The sequence below is a fragment of the Streptomyces sp. NPDC040610 genome, from assembly GCF_055594065.1.
Genome location: NZ_JBVIXA010000008.1, coordinates 423,870 through 445,103 on the forward strand (window position 1 = coordinate 423,870; position 21,234 = coordinate 445,103).

Annotated in this window: 16 protein-coding genes; 7 read left to right on the forward strand and 9 right to left on the reverse strand. The window is 73.1% G+C overall.

The window, feature by feature from the left end; translation table 11 throughout:
* Positions 1 to 49: 49 nt before the first annotated feature.
* Together ACZ6AA_RS27585 and ACZ6AA_RS27590 are read left to right on the forward strand one after the other, a co-directional pair.
* Positions 50 to 1,558 carry an FUSC family protein gene (locus ACZ6AA_RS27585; protein ID WP_468456969.1) on the forward strand — a complete coding sequence of 503 codons (1,509 nt, stop codon included), beginning with the start codon at positions 50 to 52 and terminating at the stop codon, positions 1,556 to 1,558.
* Positions 1,559 to 2,110: 552 nt separating this feature from the next.
* A complete protein-coding gene (locus ACZ6AA_RS27590) occupies positions 2,111 to 3,151 on the forward strand; it encodes a lactonase family protein (protein ID WP_471460625.1) in 1,041 nt (346 codons plus the stop codon).
* Positions 3,152 to 3,266: 115 nt separating this feature from the next.
* On the opposite strand, the gene ACZ6AA_RS27595 is transcribed toward ACZ6AA_RS27590, so the two are convergent.
* The 9 genes from ACZ6AA_RS27595 to ACZ6AA_RS27635 form a co-directional block, all read right to left on the reverse strand.
* A complete protein-coding gene (locus tag ACZ6AA_RS27595) occupies positions 3,267 to 4,211 on the reverse strand; it encodes a sirohydrochlorin chelatase (RefSeq protein ID WP_468482738.1) in 945 nt (314 codons plus the stop codon).
* 303 nt (positions 4,212 to 4,514) lie between these two features.
* Positions 4,515 to 5,489: an N-acetylglucosamine kinase gene (locus ACZ6AA_RS27600; protein ID WP_471460626.1), complete on the reverse strand. Its 975-nt coding sequence runs from the start codon at positions 5,487 to 5,489 to the stop codon at positions 4,515 to 4,517.
* Positions 5,486 to 6,163 (reverse strand): uracil-DNA glycosylase, encoded by a 678-nt coding sequence (locus ACZ6AA_RS27605; RefSeq protein ID WP_471460627.1) that lies wholly within the window; start codon positions 6,161 to 6,163, stop codon positions 5,486 to 5,488. Before ACZ6AA_RS27605 ends, ACZ6AA_RS27600 begins: the two co-directional genes overlap by 4 nt.
* 128 nt (positions 6,164 to 6,291) lie before the next feature.
* Complete coding sequence (locus tag ACZ6AA_RS27610; RefSeq protein ID WP_468456544.1) at positions 6,292 to 7,377, reverse strand: WD40/YVTN/BNR-like repeat-containing protein; 1,086 nt, start codon at positions 7,375 to 7,377, stop codon at positions 6,292 to 6,294.
* 190 nt (positions 7,378 to 7,567) lie between these two features.
* Positions 7,568 to 8,509 (reverse strand): homocysteine S-methyltransferase, encoded by a 942-nt coding sequence (gene mmuM / locus ACZ6AA_RS27615; protein ID WP_471460628.1) that lies wholly within the window; start codon positions 8,507 to 8,509, stop codon positions 7,568 to 7,570.
* A complete protein-coding gene (locus tag ACZ6AA_RS27620) occupies positions 8,506 to 10,668 on the reverse strand; it encodes an ABC transporter ATP-binding protein (protein WP_471460629.1) in 2,163 nt (720 codons plus the stop codon). Before ACZ6AA_RS27620 ends, mmuM begins: the two co-directional genes overlap by 4 nt.
* 14 nt (positions 10,669 to 10,682) lie before the next feature.
* Positions 10,683 to 11,588, reverse strand: coding sequence for an ABC transporter permease (locus ACZ6AA_RS27625; RefSeq protein WP_468456550.1), 906 nt, complete (start codon positions 11,586 to 11,588; stop codon positions 10,683 to 10,685).
* Positions 11,585 to 12,535, reverse strand: coding sequence for an ABC transporter permease (locus ACZ6AA_RS27630; RefSeq protein ID WP_468482742.1), 951 nt, complete (start codon positions 12,533 to 12,535; stop codon positions 11,585 to 11,587). The genes ACZ6AA_RS27625 and ACZ6AA_RS27630 overlap by 4 nt, the downstream gene beginning before the upstream one ends.
* On the reverse strand, positions 12,532 to 14,373 hold the full coding sequence (locus ACZ6AA_RS27635) for a peptide ABC transporter substrate-binding protein (protein WP_471460630.1): 1,842 nt from the start codon (positions 14,371 to 14,373) through the stop codon (positions 12,532 to 12,534). The genes ACZ6AA_RS27630 and ACZ6AA_RS27635 overlap by 4 nt, the downstream gene beginning before the upstream one ends.
* A gap of 225 nt (positions 14,374 to 14,598) precedes the next feature.
* On the opposite strand from ACZ6AA_RS27635, the gene ACZ6AA_RS27640 reads away from it, so the two are divergent.
* The 5 genes from ACZ6AA_RS27640 to ACZ6AA_RS27660 all read left to right on the forward strand — a co-directional run bounded on the left by ACZ6AA_RS27640 (position 14,599) and on the right by ACZ6AA_RS27660 (position 21,210).
* The gene (locus tag ACZ6AA_RS27640; protein WP_468456556.1) at positions 14,599 to 15,861 is read left to right on the forward strand and encodes an ROK family protein; all 1,263 of its coding nucleotides are present in this window, start codon (positions 14,599 to 14,601) and stop codon (positions 15,859 to 15,861) included.
* The gene (locus tag ACZ6AA_RS27645) at positions 15,858 to 17,471 is read left to right on the forward strand and encodes a M81 family metallopeptidase (RefSeq protein WP_471460631.1); all 1,614 of its coding nucleotides are present in this window, start codon (positions 15,858 to 15,860) and stop codon (positions 17,469 to 17,471) included. Before ACZ6AA_RS27640 ends, ACZ6AA_RS27645 begins: the two co-directional genes overlap by 4 nt.
* A 21-nt stretch (positions 17,472 to 17,492) precedes the next feature.
* Positions 17,493 to 18,311, forward strand: coding sequence for a transporter substrate-binding domain-containing protein (locus tag ACZ6AA_RS27650; protein WP_471460632.1), 819 nt, complete (start codon positions 17,493 to 17,495; stop codon positions 18,309 to 18,311).
* Between the two features lie 102 nt (positions 18,312 to 18,413).
* On the forward strand, positions 18,414 to 19,577 hold the full coding sequence (locus ACZ6AA_RS27655; RefSeq protein ID WP_471460633.1) for a serine hydrolase domain-containing protein: 1,164 nt from the start codon (positions 18,414 to 18,416) through the stop codon (positions 19,575 to 19,577).
* A 130-nt stretch (positions 19,578 to 19,707) separates the two neighbouring features.
* Entirely contained in the window at positions 19,708 to 21,210 is a 1,503-nt protein-coding gene (locus tag ACZ6AA_RS27660; RefSeq protein ID WP_471460634.1) for a hypothetical protein, read from the forward strand.
* The last annotated feature ends 24 nt before the right edge of the window (positions 21,211 to 21,234 follow it).

Here is a 21,234-nt window from a genome sequence, read left to right on the forward strand (position 1 = left end):
AGTGGCCGCGCGCCGCGACCGCCGGGACCGTCGAGGGGTGGGCAAAGCTGTGCTGAGGTCGATGTTCGTGGCACCGGATCCGGGGCGGCTGAGGCTGCGCTTCGCGACCCGGGCCGTCCTCGGCATCTCCCTGGCGGTCACCGTCTGCGCCCTCGTCGGGCACACGCTCGTCGCGGCCATCATCGCCGGTCTGGCCGCACTCCTCGCCCTGTTCACCGTCACCGACACGACGGTGCGCGGTCAGGCCGTCACCACCGCGCTGCTGCCCGCCGTGGGCTTCCCCGTCCTTGCCCTCGCCGCCCTCCTGCACGACTACCCGGTGCTGCGCGACCTCGCGTTTTTGGCCGTCATGGGCGCCGGGGTGTACGCCCGCCGGTGGGGGCCGCGCGGCCACTCGCTCGGCGTCTTCGCGTTCATGACCTTCTTCGCCGCGCAGTTCCTGCACACCGAGCTCCCGCAACTGCCCGACCTGTACCAGGCCATCGGCATCGCCCTGCTCGCCTCGTCCACCGTCCGCTTCGGCCTGTGGTGCTACGAACGGCGGCTCCCGCCCGCCGCGGTGCCGACCCTCGCGGTACGCCGGGGGCTCGCGCGCGCCACCACCCGCCAGGCCGTCCAGGCCACCCTCGGCGGTGGCGTCGCACTCGTCATCGGCCACGCGCTGTCCGGGGACCGCTGGTACTGGGCCATCGGCGCCACCTGGTGGATCTTCGTGAACACGGTGTCGCGCGGCGAGACGCTGGTCCGGGGCTTCCGCCGGGTGCTCGGCACGCTGATCGGCATCGCCGTGGGCGTCGTCGCCGTCCTGCCGCTGCACGGCGCCCTCGTTCCGACCGCCGTGATCGTCGCCATCTGCGTCTTCGGGATCTTCTACACGGCCGCCGTCTCGTACACCTGGATGATGCTGGCCGTGACCGTGATGGCGGGCGGCCTCTACGGCCTGCTCGGCGTCCTCGACCCGGGGCTGCTCGCCCTGCGGCTCCTGGAGACCGGGGCCGGGGCACTCGGCGCGGTGCTCGCCGTGCTGCTCGTCCTGCCCATCACCACGCACGCCACGACCAACGCCTGGATCGAGCGCGCCGTCCGCACCGTGCACGCCTGCACCCGGGAGGCCGCGGCCCGCCTGTCCGGCTCGGCCACGGCCGACCCGGCCCCGCACATCGCCGACCTCGAAGTGATCCTCGGCCGGGTGCGGCTCTCGCTCGCCCCACTGGTGCACCCCCTCAGCCCGCTGCGCGCCCGCCGCGTCCGCGCACGCCAGGTCATCGCCCTCCTGGACGAGTGCGCCGACCAGGTCCGCAGCCTCACGGCCATCGCCACCGACCCGGAGGCCTCCTGCGACGACCGGCTCGCCGCGGCCTGCGCGCGGGTCGAGGCGGCCGTCGAGGCCCTCATCGCCTCGGAGGAGGCCCTCACGGCCCCCGCCGCCCCGCCCGCCACGAAGCACGCGGGAGCCCTCGAACCGGCCCTGGCCCATCTGCACGGCGTGGAGCGGGCACTGCTGGAACTGGCGACGCCGGTGCGCAGTTCGCCTCGTACGCCGTTGATCGGGGCGTGAGGGGGCCTGGCGGCGGTTGAGGGTCTGGTTGCTGCCGGTGAGGCTGGCCTCGACCTCGACCTCGACCTCGACCTCGACCTCGACCTTCAGCCTTGGCCGGGCGGGGCGTGCGCTGCTCGTCCGGGGGTGTCTGTCCTCGGGGCGGTCGCTGTGGGCTGCTCCTGGATGGTCCCGGTAGGGGTCCGAGGGGCGGTCCCAGTGGCGGTCCCTCGCCGGTCACGACACCCGCTCCTCGTCGGTTGTGGCCTGGATGTGTGGTCGGCCGGGGTGGCGGCGGCCGGATGGTTTCGGGGTCTGTCGCGGGGCTGCCCGGGTGCTGGCGGCTGCCTGGTCAGGGCGCCTGCCGCGGGTGGGTCTCGGTCCCGGCGCCTTGACGGTCGTCGTGTCTGCCTTCGGCGATCACAGCGCCCGCCCTGCGTTGGCCGCCTCCCTAGACAACGACGCCTGCCCCACAGATCGACACACCTCCCACTGGTCCAGACCAACTGCTAGCGTCCCCCCATGGACGCCGCCCCGACGCGGTGTCCCGGGGCGAGCCGAGAGGGGCATGCAGTGGGTGGTGGGCAGGCGCAGCGGGCGTACATCGGGTCCTTTACGCAGGCGGGAGGGCCGGGCATCGTCACCGCGGCGTTCGACGCCGACACCGGCGCGCTGGCCGTGCTCGGCGTGACGGACGCCGTGCCCGATCCCTCGTACCTGGCGTTGTCACCGGACGGCGCCACTCTCTACGCCGTGAACGAGACCCCCGACGGCGCCGTCGCCGCCTTCCGCACGGAGGGGGACGCCGTCCGGCCCGTCGGCACGCCCGTGCCCGTGCGGGGCGCGGGCCCCACCCACCTCGCCGTCCACGACGGCCACGTCCACACCGCCAACTACGGCTCCGGCAGCGTCACCAGCGTGCCCGTGGGCGCCGACGGAAGCCTCGCCTCCGCCCCGGCGGGCTTTCTGGAGCACAAGGGCTCGGGGCCCGACCCGGAGCGCCAGGAGGGCCCGCACGCCCACCAGGTCCTGCCCGACCCGAGCGGCCGCTGGGTGCTCAGCGTCGACCTCGGCACCGACTCGGTGCGGGTCTGCGCGCCGGGCCCCACCGGGCTCGCCCCGCGCCACGAGGTCGCGCTGCGCCCCGGCACCGGGCCACGGCACCTGGCCTTCCACCCCGGCGGCCGCGTCGCCTACGTCCTCAACGAACTCACGCCGACCCTCACCGTGTGCTCCTGGAACCCGGCCGACGGCACGCTCGGCCCGCTCGCCGAGACCCCCGTGCTGACCACCGAACCCGACGGCGACGCCTACCCCTCGGAGGTCGTCGTCGCGCCCGACGGCCGCTTCCTGTGGACCGCGACCCGCGGCGAGGACGTCATCTCGGTGTTCGCGCTCGACGCCGAGGGCACCGGCGCCCGTCTGACGGCCTCTGTCGCCTGCGGTGGCGCCTGGCCCCGTGACCTGGCCATTGACCCCTCAGGACGCTTTCTGTACGCCGCCAACGAGCACTCCGGGGACGTCACCTGGTTCGCTCTGGACACCGAGACGGGTCTGCCGCGCCGCGCGGGCGCGATCGACGTGCCCGCGGCGAGCTGCGTCGTCTTCGGCTGAGCGCCCCGGCACCGGCCGCTCCGGCCCGCACACGTCGATGGGCCCGCCCCCGAACTCGGGGGCGGGCCCATCGACGTCGTGCCGTGCCGCGTGCTGCGCTGAGGCGAACCGCGTGTCAGTGCACCGGCGCGCCCGACGGCTGCTGCGGGGTGATGCCCAGCGCCGTCGTGTACTTGGACAGGGCCAGCTTGCCGATCGCGGGGTACGCGCCGAGCGGCTCGGCGACGGCGCATCCCGCCTCCTTGGCGGCCGCGTCCAGGAGGCTCGCGTCGACCTCCGGGCCGATCAGGTACGGAGCGAGGGCCAGCTGGGCCGAGCCGGAGCCGCGCAGCTGGTCCGTGATCGCCGCGACCGAGCCCTCCTCGTCCAGGGCGGCGGCCATCACCGGCACCGCGAGGCGCGCCGCGAGCAGCATGCCGGTGATCCCGGCGGCCTGCACGGCCTCCTCACCGCCCACCGTGGCGAGGACGATGCCGTCCGCCGCGGTAGCGACCGTGAACAGCCGGGCCCGGTCGGCGCGGGCCAGGCCCGCCTCGGAGAGCCGCACGTGCAGGCCCTCGGCGAGCAGCGGGTGCGGGCCGAGGACGTCGGTCAGCTCGGCGGCGGCGCGGCTGTCCATGACGGCCTGTCGGATGCGGCGCATCAGCGCGTTGTCGGGGCCCGCGAGCAGGGGCACCACGACGGCGACGGGACCCTCGGGGCGGCGGGCGTCCTCGACGCCGGCGGCCAGCGCCTGCTCGTAGCGGGCGGTGCGCTCGGCGGCGGTGTGCGCGAGCACGGCCTGCAGCGTGGGGAACTCGGCCGACGGGCCGGCGTCGGCGTCCGTCCCGTCGACGTAACCGATTCTGGCGTCGAGACCGGGCAGCTCGGAGCGCGCGATGGAGACGACTTCCTCGGCGATGCCGCGGGTGGCGGCGCTGGGGACGCCCGGCACGGCGAGGACGAGTGCGGGTGCGCCCTCGGGAGCCGCGACGGGCTCCGGGCGGCGGTGCCGGCCCGGCTGACGGGGGCGCGGCATTCGTACGGGCAGGCCGGATGCGGGCCCAGTGGGGGAGCTCATGGCGCCGCATGCTACTGGCTTGAGGGGTTTCCCTGTTCGGGGAGGGTGCAGGTCAGTGGTATTAGTCCGCTTTGTCGGGTGAGTTGGGGAGCGTGGGCCAGTAGGAGGGTTTGGGGACGGCGTGCGGGGTGCGAGGATTCCGTGGACGGTGCTGCCCGGACGCTGTGCGGCCCGTCGAACGCGCGGCGCGGGCGGCCGAGTGCCGTCCGGGGGCGTGCGACTGCGTGACGTACGCGGCGCGTTACGGCGCGTACGACTGCGTGCGCGGCGGCGGTGGTGTCACTCGGCGACGTACAAGTGGTGTCACTCCGCGACGTACAACAGGTGCGGGTCGCGAGGGAGCTTGAGGGTGTCGGCCGCGAGGTCGGCCGCGATGCGGACGGCACCGTCGAGGGGAGCGCCCGCGGCGGCGACGCGGCGGGCGTGCGGGAGACGCTCCGTCAGTTGTGCCTCCAGCGGGTCGAGGAGTACGTCGCCGAGCTTGAGCAGGCCGCCGGTGAGGGCGACTTCGCAGGGCCCGTCCGTGGGGCAGGCCGCTGCCGCCGCGTCCGCGATGTGTCCGGCCGCCTCCCGCAGCACCCGCACGGCCACCGGGTCGCCGTCCGCCGCGCACCGCCCCACCTCGGGCGCGAACGCGGCGAGCACGGCGGGCCGGTCCGGGCGCGGATACAACTGCCCCGGAAGCCCCGACAGCGGACTGCCGAACACCTCCTCCGCGCGGGCGCGCAGCGCGGCCGACCCGCCCCGGCGCCCGTCGAAGTCCCGCATCGCCGCCTCGAGCCCGGCCCGGCCGATCCACGCGCCGCTGCCGCAGTCGCCGAGCAGATGCCCCCAGCCGTCGGCCCGCCGCCACGCCGTCAGATCCGTGCCCAGGCCGATGAGGCCGGTGCCCGCGGCGACGACGGCGCCGGGCCGCTGGCCGAGCGCGCCCGCGTAGGCGGTGACGGCGTCGGCGGCGAGGGCCACGCGCCGCACCCCGAACAACTCCGCGAGCGCGGACGGCAGCCGGTCCCGCAGATCGTCGCCGAGCGTCGCCATCCCGGCGGCGCCGACGGCGACGGCGACGAGCCGCCCACCACCCGCAGCGGCCAGCAACTGCCGCACCATGGGCTCCAGTTGCTCCCGCAGGTGCGCGGCGTCGATCCCACGAGGGCCCGTGCGCACCGGCTCCGCGGAGCGCACCGGAGCCGGCGCGCTCAGCCCGTCGGGCACGCCGAGGACGGCGCGCAGCCCCGAGCCGCCGGAGTCGACGCCGAGCACGACCGCGGGCTCGGTCACGGCAGCCGCCAGTCCACCGGCTGTGCGCCCTGCCGCTCCAGGAGGTCATTGGCGCGGCTGAACGGACGCGAACCGAAGAAGCCGCGGTCCGCCGACATCGGCGAGGGGTGCGAGGACTCCACCGACGGCAACTGGCCGAGCAGCGGCCGCAGGTTGCGGGCGTCCCGGCCCCACAGGATCGACACCAGCGGACGGCCGCGCGCCGCGAGCGCCCGGATCGCCTGCTCGGTGACCTCCTCCCAGCCCTTGCCGCGATGCGCGGCGGGCTTGCGCGGGGCCGTCGTGAGCGCCCTGTTGAGGAGCAGCACGCCCTGCTGGGTCCAGGGCGTGAGGTCGCCGTTGGACGGCTGGGGCAGGCCCAGGTCGCTGTGCAGCTCGCGGTAGATGTTGATGAGGCTGCCGGGCAGCGGTCTGACGTCGGGCGCCACCGAGAAGGACAGGCCCACCGCGTGCCCGGGCGTGGGGTAGGGATCCTGGCCGACGATCAGGACGCGCACCTCGTCGAACGGCTGCTGGAAGGCGCGCAGCACATTCGGTCCCGAAGGGAGGTACGTACGTCCCGCGGCGATCTCCGCGCGCAGGAAGTCCCCCATGGAGGCGATCTGTTCGGCCACCGGCTCCAGGGCCTTGGCCCAGCCGGCTTCGACGATTTCATGCAAGGGTCGTGATGCCACGGAGCGTCACTCTACTGCCGTACACGCGGCGGCGATCAACTGATGGCCGAAGCTCGCGGAGCGGCCCGCCGCCGCTCGCACGGGGAAGGGCGCCGCGGTCCGCTCGGCGGAGGCCGCCGCGGCCCGGATCACCCGACGACCGCCGCGCGGACGCACAGCACGTCCGGCAGGTGCGAGGCCAGCTCCTGCCAGGAGTCCCCGTCGTCCGCGGAGGCGTACACCTCGCCGTTGCGGTTGCCGAAGTACAGGCCCGCCGGGTCGGCGCCGTCCGTGCACATGGCGTCCCGCAGCACCACGCCGAAGTGGTCGCCCTGCGGCAGGCCCGCGCTGAGCGGCTCCCAGCTCTTGCCCGCGTCCGCCGTGCGGTAGACGCGACAGCGCCGGTCGGCCGGGACCCGGTCGGCGTCCGCGGTGATCGGGAAGACGTACGCCGTGTCGCCGCGGTGCGGGTGGGCGACCGCCGCGAAGCCGAAGTCGGAGGGCAGGCCCTCGCCGATGTCCGTCCAGTGGGCGCCGCCGTCGTCGCTGCGATACACCCCCCAGTGGTTCTGCAGATACAGGCGGTCCGGGTCGGCGGCGTCCTTGGTGACCTTGTGCACGCACTGGCCGAACTCCGGGTTCGGGTCGGGCAGGAACACCGCGGACACGCCGGAGTTGGACGGCTGCCAGCTCGCGCCGCCGTCCTCCGTGCGGAACACGCCCGCCGTGGACACCGCGACGGTCACGGCGGCCGGATCACGGGCGTCGGTGAGGATCGTGTGCAGGCCCTCGCCGCCGCCCCCGGGCTGCCACTGCGAGCGGGACGGATGCTCCCACAGGGGCCTGACCAGCTCGAAGGACTCGCCCCTGTCCTCGGAGCGGTACAGCGCCGCCGGTTCCGTGCCCGCGTACACCACGCCCGGCTCGGCCGCAGCCGGGTGCAGCTGCCACACCCGCTCCAGCGAGGCCCCGGTGTCCTTGGGGAACTTGACGGCGGCCTTCTTCGGCTCGGTCCACGTCCGGCCGAGGTCGTCGGAGTGGAACACCGAAGGCCCCCAGTGGGCGCTGTCGCCGCCGACGAGGAGGCGTGGATTCGGTGTGCGGGTGTCGATCGCGATCGAGTAGATCGCCTGGGCGTTGAAGTACGGACCCTCGTCGAACTGCCAGACGCCGTGTGTGCGGCGCCCGACGAACAGGCCCTTGCGCGTACCAACGGTGAGCAGGACGTCAGCCATGACTGACACCTTTCGGACGACGTTGTCTCAGGTACCGCTCAGTCTGCACCCAGCCACTGACAATGACGCCTCGACGCGTTTCTGCCCAGGTCAGGGTGTGCGGCGCCGCCACGGACCGGGCACCCGTCACCCGATTGCCGACACCCTCCGCAGGCACACGATCGACTACGGGTGAGCGCCGCGCACGCCCTCAGCCGCGCACTTCCTCCGCCACCTTCGCGATGGCCTCGGGACCCACGCGGCAGCAGCCCCCGATGAGGCGCGCTCCCGCGTCGCGCCAGGCGCCGGCCTGCCGGGGCGCGAAGCGGGCCGGGCCCTGCCAGGTGCGGCTCGCCGCGTCCCAGGACTCGCCCGAGTTGGGGTAGACCACCACCGGCTTGCCCGTGACGCGGGCTGCCAGCGGGACGGCGGTGTCCGCGTCGTGCGGATCGCAGCAGTTGACGCCCACCGCGATGACCTCGTCGGCGTCCGCCGCGAGCGCGAAGGCCTCGGCGAGGGGCTGCCCCGCGCGGGTGCGGCCGCCGGTGACGGTGAAGGACAGCCACGCGGGCACGCCGAGGCCCCGCACCGCACGCAGCAGGGCACGGGCCTCGTCGAGGTCGGGGACGGTCTCCAGGGCCAGCACGTCGGGCGCCGCGTCGGAGAGGACCTCCAGACGGGGGCGGTGGAAGCGCTCCAGGTCGGCGACGCTCAGGCCGTAGCGGCCGCGGTACTCCGAGCCGTCGGCGAGCATCGCGCCGTACGGGCCCGCCGACGCCGCCACCCACAGGGGGCGCTCCGTCGCGGTGAGCGCCGCCGCCTCGCGCGCGAGGGTGACGCTCAGGCGCAGCAGCTCGGCGGTGCTGACCGCGTCGATGCCGTGCCGTGCGAAGCCCTCGAACGTGGCCTGATAGCTGGCCGTGGTCACGATGTCGGCGCCCGCCTCGTAGTACGCCCGGTGCGCCGCCCGCACCGCCTCGGGCCGTTCGGCGAGCAGCCGCGCCGACCACAGGTCGTCGGACAGGTCGTGGCCCGCGGCCTCCAGCTGGTTGGACAGGCCGCCGTCGAGGACCAGCGGCCCGCGTGCCAGCGCCGTGGCCAGGGCGGAGCCGCCGTTGTCGGAGCCCGCCTGCGTACTCGCCACCTCGTTCATACCGCCGACGCTAGCCGAGGCGCGGCCAGGGGGAAGTGGCAGGCGACCTGATGCCCCGCCCCGTTGGGGGTGCTGACCGGTGGTTCCGTGCTCGCGCAGACCTCCTCGGCGAACGGACAGCGGGTGCGGAAGCGGCAGCCGGACGGGGGCTTCGCCGCGGACGGCGTCTCGCCGCGCAGCGGCTCGCGGTCCCCGCCGGACGCCGCGGCCGGATCGGGCACGTTCACCGTGTCGAGCAGGCCGCGCGTGTAGGGGTGCAGCGGGTGGGCGTACACCTGCTCCGCCGGGCCCGACTCCACGAGCTTGCCGAGGTACATGACGCCCACGGTGTCGGCGAGATGGCGGATCACCGCCAGGTCGTGGGAGATGAACAGATACGTCAGGCCGCGCTCGCGCTGGAGCTCCCGCATGAGGTTGAGGATCTGCGCCTGGACCGACACGTCGAGCGCCGACACCGGCTCGTCCGCCACCACCAGGTCCGGTGAGAGCGTCAACGCCCTCGCGAGACCAAGGCGTTGGCGCTGGCCGCCGGAGAACTCGTGCGGGTAGCGGTGCACGGCGCCGCGCGGCAGGCCCACGGCGTCGAGGAGTTCGGCCGTCAGCCGCTCCTGGTCGGCGCGGGAGCCGATGCCCTGGATGACCAGCGGCTCGCGCAGGATCTCACCGACCCGCATACGGGGGTCCATCGCCGCCGTCGAGTCCTGGAACATCAGCTGGACGCGGCGCCGGTGCGCGCGGCGCTCGGCGCGCGAGAGCCCGGACAGGTCGCGGCCGTCGAAGCGCACCGTCCCCGCCGTCGGCTCCTCCAGGCCCGCCACGATCCGGCCCAGCGTCGTCTTGCCGCAGCCGGACTCGCCGACCACGCCGTACGTCTCGCCCCTGCGGACGGTCAGCGAGACGCCGCCGACCGCGCTCACCGTGCCCCGGCGCCGTGCGAACGGCCCGCCGGTGAGCGGGAACTCCTTGACCAGCGAGTCGAGTTCGAGCAGTACGTCGCCGGGTTCGGTGGTCGCGGCGGGCGGCGGCGTCACGACCTGCTCGGCGGGCGCGTCGCCGTACGGCACGGGGTGGAAACAGGCGAAGCGGTGGCCCGCCCCGGCCCCCTTCGTGGCCTCCGCCACCGCGCCCGAGCGAGCCTCGTCGACCAGAGCGGACTCCAGGCCCGGCCCGCGACCCGGCTCCGGCATCACATCCGCCTCGAGCTCCGGCTCCCGCTCCCCGCACACCTCCGTGGCGAACGCGCAGCGCGGTGCGAACCGGCATCCCGTCGGCCGCACCGTGAGGCTCGGCGGCAGGCCGGGGATGGTGTGCAGCTCGGTGCCCCGGTCCGCCGCCCGTTCCGGGAGCGCGGCGAACAGCGCTTCGGTGTAGCGGTGGCGGGGGCGGGCGAACAGGCCGCGTACGTCGGACTGTTCGGCGACCTTGCCCGCGTACATCACCGCGACGCGGTCGACGCGGTTGGCGATGACGCCCAGGTCGTGCGTGACGAGGATCATCGCCATGCCGAGGGTCTGGCGCAGGTTGTCGATGAGCTCCAGGATCTGGTGCTGCGTCGTGACGTCGAGCGCGGTCGTCGGCTCGTCGGCGATGAGGAGCTTCGGCTCGCACACCAGGGCCATGGCGATGGCCACGCGCTGGCGCATGCCGCCCGACAGCTGGTGCGGATAGTTCCTCATGCGCTCGGCGGGCTGCGGCATGCCGACGAGCCGCAGCATCTCCTCGGCCCGTGCCCACGCCTCCTTGCGGCCGATGCCCGCCCGGTGCAGGAGCAGTGGTTCGGCGACCTGCGCGCCGATCGTCATCGTGGGATTGAGCGAGGTCAGCGGGTCCTGGAAGACCATGCCGACGGTGTTCCCGCGGACGTTCTGGAGGGTCGCCGCGGACGCGACGGCCAGGTCCTGGCCGTCGAAGAGGATCCGGCCGCCGGTGACGGCGCCGCCCGGCGGCAGGAGCCCGAGGACGCTCAGGGCGGTCATGGTCTTGCCGCAGCCCGACTCGCCCACGATGCCGAGGGCCTCGCCCGGCGCGAGGTCGAGACCGACGCCGTCGAGGGCGTGCACGGTGCGGTCGCGCGAGGTGATGTCGACGTGCAGATCGTCGATGCTGAGCAGGGGCGCGGGGGTGGCCGGCGCGGCGTCGGTGTGCTGAAGCTCCGTCATGTCTGTGAGGTCCTTTACTTGCGCAGCCGTACTTCGAACGCGTCCCGCAGCCCGTCGCCGATGAAGTTGAACGCGGCGACGACCAGCACGATCGCGATGCCCGGCGGGAAGATCAGCCACCAGTAGCCGTTCTGCGTATACGTGATCCCGGCCGACAGCATCGAGCCCCAGTCGGCCGACGGCGGCGGGATGGAGAGGCCGAGGAACGCCAGGTAGCTGACGTAGAGGATGGCGTCGGCGATCTGGAAGGTGCAGTTGACGATGACGGTGCCGATCGCGTTCGGCACGATGTGCTTGAAGACGGCCCGTGCGCCCCCGCCGCCCATCATCCGCATCGCCTGGACGTACTCGCGGTTGCGCAGCGACAGCGCCTCGCCGCGCACGAGCCGTGCCGGGGACAGCCAGGCGACGGCCGCGATGATGAGGATGAGGACGCCCTTGCTGGGCGTGATGATCGCGGCGACCACGACGAGCAGGAACATCGCGGGGATCGCGAGCGCCGCGTCCGTGATCCGCATCATCGCGGCGTCCACCCAGCCGCCGAAGTAGCCGGAGACGGCGCCGTACACGGTGCCGAAGAGGGTGGCCAACAGGCCTGCCGCCAGACCGATTTCGAGGGACGTCCGGCCCGCGACCATGAGGCGGCCGACCATGTCGTAGCCGAGGTCGGTGGTGCCGAGCAGATGGCCGTCGGTGCCGGGGGAGAGGTTCGCCCGGGACAGGTCGGTGTGGACCTGCTCGGTGTCGTACAGGAGCGGGCCGAGGTAGCTGAACGCCAGGAGCAGCGCGAGCACGACGACGCCGGTGAGGGCGAGCTTGTTGCCGGTGAAGACCTGGAGGGTGCGGCGGGCGAGTGAGGGCGTGGCCCGCGCGGCCTCCTCGTGCCCGGGCGCGGTGCGCGGGGCCGTCGTGGTGGTCATGCCACGCTCCGTATCCGGGGGTCGAGGACGGCGTACAGGATGTCCGTGAGGAGTGAGCCGAGGACGGTGGCGATGCCGACGACGAGGGTCACGCCGAGCAGCACGGGGAAGTCCGAGCCCTGGGCGGCGTTCCAGAACAGCAGCCCCATGCCCGGGTAGTTGAACATCGACTCGACGACGAGCGCGCCGCTGAACAGCGTCGGCAGATACAGGCCGAGCAGCGTCGCGAGCGGGATGAGGGCGTTGCGCAGAACGTGCCGGACCAGGATGCGGCGGCTCGACTGGCCCTTGGCCATGGCGGTGCGGACGTACTCCTCGGTGAGGTTGTCCAGGACGGCCGAGCGCATGTAGCGGCTGAACATCGCCACGATGCCGAACGCCATCGTCACCACCGGAAGCACCAGGCCAGTGAAGTCGCCGAGGAGTTCACCGACCGACTCGCCCTGCGGCGCCTCCGCCGGGAGGACCGGGAAGACCTGCGCGAACAGGATGATCATGATGAGGCCGAGGAAGAACACCGGCGTCGCGTACAACAGGAACGCGAGCCCGGTGAGCGCGTAGTCCGAGGCCTTGCCGCGCCGGACCGCCTGAAGGAGTCCGAGCGGCACCGCGATGACGACGGCGAGCGCGGTCGACAGGACGGTGAGGAGCAGCGTCTTCGGCAGCCGCTGCTTGAGCAGCTCGAAGACCGGCGAGTTGAGTTTGTACGAGTCCCCGAGGTCGCCGGTGAACAGCCGCTTCAGGTACATGAGGTACTGCGTCGGCAGCGAACGGTCGTACCCCTGCTGGTGGTTGAACTGCTCGATCTGCTGAGGGGTGCCCTTCGGGCCGAGGATGGCGCGCGCGGGGCCGCCCGGCAGCATGTGCAGGAGCACGAAGACGATGATCGACACCAGGAAGAGGACGACGAGCGCCTGCAGGAAGCGCTTGACCAGAAAGCCGGTCACTTGTCGGCCTCCTTCTTGTTCTTGACGTAGTACCAGTCCTGCGGCGCGAACGTGACCGTCGGGTTCTGCTCGATGCCCCGCAGGTCGTTGCGGATCACCGAGACCTGGTACGCGGGGTTGGGCATCCACATCACCGGCAGCTGGTCGGCCAGGTAGGCGCCGTACTCGTGCACGGCCTTCATGTCGGGGGAGTACTGCACGGCGCGGATGATGCGGTCGGCCTTCTTGTCGCTGTAGTTGCCGAAGTTCGCGGACGCGCCGGTCGAGAACAGCTGCTCGCCGCTCGGGTTGAGCGGGTAGTACCAGCTGCCCGCGGTGCCGAAGAAGGACATGTCCCAGTCGCAGCCGGGGTCCTTCGCCGTGCACGGGACGGAGTTGCCGAGCACCGAGTTGAGCGGCTGCTGGCGGACCGTCAGATCGATGCCCGCCTTGGAGAGCGACGACTTCAGCTCCTGCATCATGTTCGTGGTCTCCGTGGAGCCCGACTGCGAGAGCAGGGTCAGCTCCAGGGGATCGTCCCGCTCGATGCCCTTGCCGCACTCGTCGGCGCCCGTGCCGGGGCGTACGCAGCGCGCGGTGCCGTCCTTCGTCTCCCAGCCGTGGGCCTTGAGCAGGGACGTGGCCTTCGCCACGGAGAACGGGTAGCGATCGCGTTCCATCGCCTTCGACAGGTACTGGCTCTTCGGCGTGACCGGCACCGGGCCGAGCGTCGGCGTCGCGCTGCCCTGCCAGATGACGTCGCTCATCGCCTTCTGGTCGACGAGGTGCTGCATCGCGCGGCGGATGTAGAGCTGACGCATCAGCGGGCCCGCGTGGGTGGAGTTGAAGTTGTAGACGATGTACGTCGCCGCCCAGCCCTCCCACGGATCGACGCGATAGCCCTTGTCCTCGAACTTCCCCTTCTGCGCCATGACCGACGGCGGGATGTAGCCGTAGTCGACGCCGCCCGAACGCAGCACGTTGTACTCGGAGTCGGCGGTGGTGAAGGGCTTGAAGACGACCTTGTCCAGGTGCGGGCGCTGGGACCTCGGCCCGGTGAACTTCTCGTTCGGGACGATGGTGACCTGGCCGCTGTCGCGCCAGCCCGCCAGCTTCCAGGGCCCGTTGACCGTCTTCCACAGCGGGTCGGAGCCGTACGAACCGAGGCTCTTCCCGTGCCGGGTGAGGCGGGCGAAGACTTCCTTCGCGCCCTTCTTCGTCCGGTCGAAGTCGCCGACGGGGCCGCCGTCGGTCTTCGCGCCCCAGGCGTGCTGGGGCAGCGCCCGCATCAGCGTGAGCTGGTTGGCGGTGAACCAGTCCGGGTTGTACGCCCGGCTCAGGTGCAGCCGCACCGTGTGGTCGTCGAGCGTCTCGAACCGCTTGACGTTGTCGGGCATCGTGCCGACCGAGTAGCTGCCCCAGTTCGCCTTGTTGGCCTTCAGGAGGTTGAACCAGAACTCCAGGTCGCGGGCCGTGACCGGCTTGCCGTCGGACCACTTCACGCCCTCGCGCAGCGGCACGGTCACGGTCTTGTTGCCGTCGGAGTACTTCGGCTTCAGGCCGAGCGTGCTCGGCCCGTGCGTGGTCAGCCCGCCCTTGTCCTTGTCGAGGACGGCGTCGTACACCGGCATGAACAGCAGGAACTGGATGCCCGCGTTGTACGAGCCGCCGTAGCCCGGCGGGCCGATCGGGAAGATCCAGTTGGGCGTCGCGTTGGGCGGCAGGGCCATGGTCGCGGTGCCGCCCTCGACCGGGACGCCGCCGGTCGGACCCATGTCGACGCGGCCGCCCTCGCGGGTGCACCCCGTGAGGACCGCGAGCACGAGGCCTGCGGCTGCGGCTGCCTTGAGTGAGCGCATGGTGGTGGGCCTCCAGGAACTGCCGGGACCGATCCGTACACGTGAGCGGTAGGGAGGCCCGAACGCTAGGCCTGCGAGGAAAAGCAAGTCAAGAGCTTCGTTCGGCAAAGAATGCGAAAGGTCGGAAGTTCGGGCGCCTTTCTTGGAAGGTCTGGTCAACTTCGTTCGTCGCGACCTAGTGTTCGGCTCGTACTCGAAGCAACTCGTCGAACGAACGGGGTCGGTATGGCCAGCAACGCACACGGCGAACCCGGATCGGCGCAGCACATCGTGCGGCTGGTCTCGTCGGGCGCGGCCGCCTCCAGGGCCGACCTGGTGCGGGAGCTGGGACTCGCGCCGTCCACCGTGTCGCTGCGCGTCCAGGAACTCGTCGCCGCCGGCGTGCTCACCGAGTCCGGCGAGGGCGCTTCGCGCGGCGGGCGCCGCCCCCGGCTCCTGCGGGTGCGCGCCCAGGGCGGCGTCGCGCTCGCCGCCGACCTCGGCAGCCACCACGCTCGGCTCGGCGCGGTCGACCTCGACGGCACCGTCCGCGACACCGCCGACCTGCCGCACGACATCACCGCAGGACCCGAGTCGGCCGTGGACTGGCTGTGCGAGCGCGTCACCGAACTCGCCGCGCGGGAACGCGCGGCGGGCCGCACCGTGCGCGCCCTCGGCGTCGCCTTCCCCGGCCCCGTCCGCCCCGGCGAGGGCCGCGTCCTCAGCCCGTCCCGCATGCCCGGCTGGCACCGCTACCCGCTGCGCGAGGTCCTCGCCGATCGCCTCGGCCTGCCCGTGTCCGTGGAGAACGACGCCACGATGATGGCCGTCGGCGAGCACGCCGCGGCCCGCCCCGAGCTCGACCACATGGTCGTCGTGAAGGCAGGCCGGGGCATCGGCAGCGGGGTCATCGCCTCCGGCCGCCCGCACGACGGCGCGAACGGCGCGGCCGGGGACATCAGTCACGTACGCGTCGAGGAGGCGGGCGACCGGCCGTGCAGCTGCGGGAACATCGGCTGCCTGGAGACCGTCGCGAGCGGCGCCGCCCTGATCCGCGAACTCGCCCGCCAGGGCGTGGAGGTGGCGACCACGGGCGAACTGCTCCGGCTCGTCGCGGACGGCGATCCGCTGGCGACCACCCTGGTGCGCACCGCCGGCCGCCACATCGGCGCGGTGCTCTCCGTCGTCGTGAACTTCTTCAACCCGCAGGCCGTGGCCCTCGGCGGTGTCCTCGCCACCGCCGAGCCGCTGGTCGCCGCCGTCCGGGGCGTGCTCTACGAGCGCTGCCTGCCCGTGTGCACCGCCGACCTGGAAATCACCACCACGGTGACGGGACCGGACGCGGGGCTGCTCGGCGCGGGCCTCACCGCCCTGCGCCGTCATCTGCGGACGGGGCCCGCCGCCCAGAGTCCCGCCACGGACCGGGACCCGTCCGGCGCCCCCACCCGGGACTCCACCCCCGAGGAGCCCTCCGCCCCCGCCGACCAGGAAGAGAGCGCATCCGCATGACCACCGCCCCGGCCGCCCCCGCGACCGCCCCGCCCGTCACCCACCGCCGCCTGCGCGTCGGCATCGGCGGCATCGGCATCGAGTCCTCCACGTTCTGCCCGCACCGCTCCACCGCCGACGACTTCCGCCAGACCCGCGGCCAGGAACTCCTCGACCGCTACACCTGGACCCGGGCGGACTCCGACCTGGCGGACCTCGTCGAGTGGGTGCCCCTGCTGCACGCGACCGCGCTCCCGGGCGGGCCCGTGGAGGCCGAGTCGTATCTGGCCCTCAAGGACGAACTGGTCACCCGCATCCGGCAGGCGGGCCCCCTCGACGGGCTCGTGTACGACATACACGGCGCCATGAGCGTCGTCGGCCTCACCGACGCCGAGGCCGACCTGACCGAAGCTGTCCGGGCGGCCCTCGACTCCGTCGGTACCCCCGACGGCACCGGCCGCCCCATGATCTCCACCGCCATGGACCTGCACGGCAACGTCTCCCACCGCTTCGCCGCGCCCGTCGACCTGCTCACCGCGCACCGCCTCGCCCCGCACGAGGACGCCTGGGAGACCCGCGAGCGCGCGGCCCGCAACCTGGTGCGCTGTCTGCGCGAGGGCAGCCGCCCGCACCGCGCCTGGGTGCAGGTGCCCGTCCTCCTTCCGGGTGAGAAGACCAGCACCCGCCTGGAGCCCGCCGCGTCCCTGTACGCCTCGCTCGCCGACATAGAGAAGCTGCCCGGCATCCTCGACGCAGCGATGTGGGTCGGCTACGCCTGGGCGGACGAGCCGCGCTGCCAGGCCGCGATCGTCGTCACCGGCGACGACGCCGAGCGCGCCGCCGCCGAGGCGCGGAAGCTGGCCCTGCGCTACTGGGAGGCCCGGCGCGACTTCGTCTTCGTCGGCCCGACCGGCAGTGCCGAGGAGTGCGTCGAGCAGGCCGTGGCCTCGACGAAACGGCCGTTCCTCATCAGCGACTCCGGCGACAACCCGACGGCCGGGGGCGCGGGCGACCTCGCGTACATGCTCGGCAAGCTCCTGGAGAACGACGCGATCCGCTCCGGCGAGGTCACCGCCGTGCACCCGGGCATCACCGACCCGGTCGCGGTCGCCCGCTGCTTCGAGGCGGGCGTGGGCGCGGAGGTGACGCTCTCCGTCGGCGGCAAGGTCGACGCGGGCCACGGCGGACCGTACGAACTCACCGGCACCGTCGAGGCGTTGCAGCGCGCCACCGACCAGAAGGACCGGGCCGAGGGCGGCGCCTACGACCGGGGCGTGGACATGGCGGCGGTCCGGGCCGGCGGGCTCACCCTGATCCTGGTCGAGCGCCGCAAGCCCTTCCACACGCTGGCCGACTTCACGGGCCCGGCCGAGGGCGGCCTCGGCATCGACCCGCGCACGTACGACCTGGTCGTCGTGAAGATCGGCTACCTGGAGCCGGAGCTGTACGACATGGCGGCCGACTGGCTGCTCGCGCTCACCCCGGGCGGCGTCGACCAGGACCTCAAGCGGCTCGAGCACCACCGCGTGGAGCGGCCCTTGTACCCCTTCGACGAGGACGCGTACGAAGATGGCGCGGGCCCCGACCTGACGGCGGCCCTGCTGCCGCCGCTCACCCCGCACCGCGCCTGACGCCCGAGAGGAACAGCCCGCATGAAGCGTGCCGCCACCCTGTCCGCCCTCGTCTGTCTGCTCGCCGTCACCGCCGCCGCCCCCGCGGCGCCGGACGCGGGCCGCGGCCACCACCCCGCGCCCGGCAAGGCCACCCTCCTCGACTCCGTGCCGAAGAAGGGCGTCCTCAAGGTGTGCACGACCGGCGACTACCGCCCCTTCACGCACCGCGAGGCCGACGGGACGTACAGCGGCATCGACATCAGGATGGCCCACGACCTCGCCAAGTCCCTCGACGCCGAGCCGAAGTTCGTCGCCACCACCTGGAAGGAGATCGTCGACGACGTCGCGGACGGGCGCTGCGACATCGCCGTCGGCGGCGTCTCCATCACGCTGGCGCGCGCCCGTCAGGTGGCCTTCAGCGAACCGACCCGCGAGGACGGCAAGACGCCGGTCGTGCGCTGCGCCGACAAGGCCCGCTTCGGGGACGGGGCGCTGGCCGACATCGACAAGCCCGGCACCAAGGTCGTCGTCAACCCCGGAGGCACCAATGAGCAGTTCGCCCGCGCGCACATCAAGCGGGCCTCCCTCGTCGTGCACCCGGACAACTCCACGATCTTCAAGGAGATCATCGACGGCCGCGCGGACGTGATGATGACCGACGCCAGCGAGACCCGCTACCAGGCGAAGATCCACCCCGAGCTGTGCTCGCTCCACCCCGAGAAGCCCTTCACCTTCGCCGAGAAGGCCTACGCGGTGCCGCGTGCGGACGCGCAATTCAGGGAGTACGTCGACCAGTTCGTGCACCTCGCGACGCACGACGGGACGTACGCGGCGTACGAGGCGGAGTGGCTGAAGTAATCCGGTGGAGGTAGGTGGCCGGGCCATGTACCGTGGCGCGGTCACCTGGCCGACCGGGCATCTTTCCTGGTCAGCGCCGTCTCCTAGGAAAGAAGCAGGGCAGTGGAACACAGCGGATGGGCCGACGAACGGTTCGGGGCGGTCGCGGACGTCTTCGCGGCGAACTTCGCCGAGTTCGACGAACTCGGTGCGGCCGTCACCGTGTTCGTCGACGGCCGCGAGGTCGTGAACCTGTGGGGCGGCGTCGCCGACCAGCACACCGGCCGGGCCTGGCAGCAGGACACCGTCGTCCCCGTCTTCTCCTGCGCCAAGGGCATCGTCAGCGTCTGCGCCCACCTGCTCGCACAGCAGGGGCGCCTCGACCTGGACGCCCCGGTCGCCACGTACTGGCCGGAGTTCGCCCGCGGCGGCAAGGAGTCGATCACCCCGCGCATGGTGCTCGGCCACCGCGCCGGGCTCCCCGTCCTCGACGCCTCCCCGGCCTTCGCGGAGATCACCGCCTGGACGCCGGTGGTGCGCGCCATCGAGGAGCAGGAACCGCTGTGGGCACCCGGTGAGACGTACGAGTACCACGCCCACGTCTTCGGCTTCCTCCTCGGCGAGGTGATCCGCCGGATCACCGGACTCACCCCGGGCGCCCACTTCCGTGAGGCCGCCGCCGACAAGCTGGGCCTGCGCACCTGGATCGGCCTGCCGGAGCGGGAACGCGGCTCCCTGGCGCGGCTCGTGGAGGCACCGGGCAGGCCGCCGATGCCCGGCCCCGAATCGATGCTCACCCGCATGGTCACCATGAACGGCGCCTTCGTCTTCCCCGGTGTCGACGTCCCGCACGGCTGGAACGACCCCGCGCTCCTCGGCGCCGAGATCCCCGGTGCGGGCGCGGTCTCCTCGGCGCACGGCCTGGCCGCGCTGTACGCGGCCGCCGCGACCGGAGTCGACGGATCCGAGCGGCTGCTCAGCCGCGAGACCGTCACCGACGCGGTGCGCGAGCAGTCCGGCGGCACCTCGTGGCTCGGCTTCGACATGGGGGTCCGCTGGGGCTCCGGCTTCCTCCTCGACGCCCCGGACTTCCGCCCCGCCCTGGGGCCGCGCAGCTTCGCCAACGACGGCGCGGGCGGCCAGTTCGCCTTCGGCGACGACGAGTTCGGGGTGGGCTTCGCGTACGTCGCCAACAAGATGATCGGGCACGGCGACGCGCGCGCCAACCGCCTCGTCGCGGCCGTACGGGAGTGCCTGGGGGAGCGCGGAACGCCCGCCTTGGGGTAATCCCTGGGCCCGTCCCCGAGGACGCGGCGCGCGCGGCGGTTCTACGGTGGCAGCGCCAGGAGCGGCAGGAGTCGGGGGACTTCTGCGACGGGGGGCTCCTGCTGAGCGGCTATCGGCCGGAGGTCCGGACATGCACCCTTCCCGCAGGCGCTGCGTACACAGCGGGACGAGCGGACGGCTCGCCACGACCAGCACCGACGACATCGACGCGCTCGTGGCGAGCCTCAAGGACCGGCCGCGCGTGGTCCTGCACTTCCACGGCGGGCTCGTCGACGACGTGCTCGGGTTCGCCACCGCCGAGCGGCTCACACCGGTGTACGAGGCGGCGGGCGCCGAGCCCGTGTTCTTCGTGTGGAGCAGCGGCCTCCTGGAGACCCTGCAGGGCAACCTGCCGCAGATCCTCAGCGAGGGAGTCTTCCAGACGCTCCTGAGCCGGGTGACCCGCTACGCCGCCGGAGTCGTCTTCCAGCGCCCCGGCCAGCGCGCCGCGGGGTCGCTCACCGCCCCGCCCGCCCGGGCCGTGGCCGCCGAACTCGCCCTGCTGCGCACCGGCCAGGAACCCTACGCCCGCCTGACCCCGCCCGCCGCCGTACCACCGCTCGGCGAGGCCGAACGCGTCCTCATCACCGCCGAACTGTCGGCGGACACCGAACTCGCCGACCGCAACCGGGAGATCGTGGGCTCGGTCCTGCGGTCGGCGCCCACGACGACCGCCGCGCGCGATATCGACGGGGGGCGCGCGGCGGTCGCCACACTCATGTCACCGGACACGGTGGCCGAACTCGCCGCGGACACCGACGGGGGCAACCGGCGCGCCCTCGTCACCTCCGCGCTCCTCGTGCGCAAGACCGTGCGCGTCATCGCCGCCGTCGTGGGCCGCTTCCGGCTGCGCACCGACCACGGCCTGTACCCGACCGTCGTCGAGGAGATCCTGCGGGAGTTCTACGTCGCCAACGTGGGCGCCGCCGTCTGGGACGCCATGAAGCGGCAGACGGCCGACACGTTCGCGGCGTCCGACGAGATCCGCGCGGGCCGCTACTTCCTGGACCGCTTCAGCCAGCTCCTCGCCTCCGGCAGCCGCCCCAAGGTCACCGTCGTCGGCCACAGCGCGGGCGCCGTCTTCATCGGCAACCTGCTCACCGACCTCGCCCGCAGGCGCGCCGCCGCCGAAGACCCGCTGCCCGCCGACTTCCGCGTCCGCGACGTCGTCCTCCTCGCGCCCGCCTGCACCGTCACCCAGCTCGCGCCGGTCGTGCGGCTGCGCCGTGAACTCTTCGACCGGCTGCGGATGTTCACGATGACCGACCCTGCCGAACGCGCCGACCACCTGGTGCCGCTGCTCTACCCGAGGTCGCTGCTGTACTTCATCTCCGGCGTCCTGGAGCGCGGGCCCGCCCGGCAGTCGGCCGTCGCGCCGATCGCCGGCATGCAGCGCTGGTACACCGCCGACGGAGCCTTCGGCGGACAGGACTCCGAGGACCTGAGGGCGTTCCTCGCGGCGGACCCGCGGCGCACCGTGTGGTCGCCCGTGGCGGCGGGCGAGCCGGGGCTCAGCTCCGGCGCCCGTACGCACGGCGCGTTCGACGACGACCCCGAGGTCCTGGCCAGCCTCGCGCGGATGCTCGCCGACTGACGGGCGCACGGGCTCACACACGGG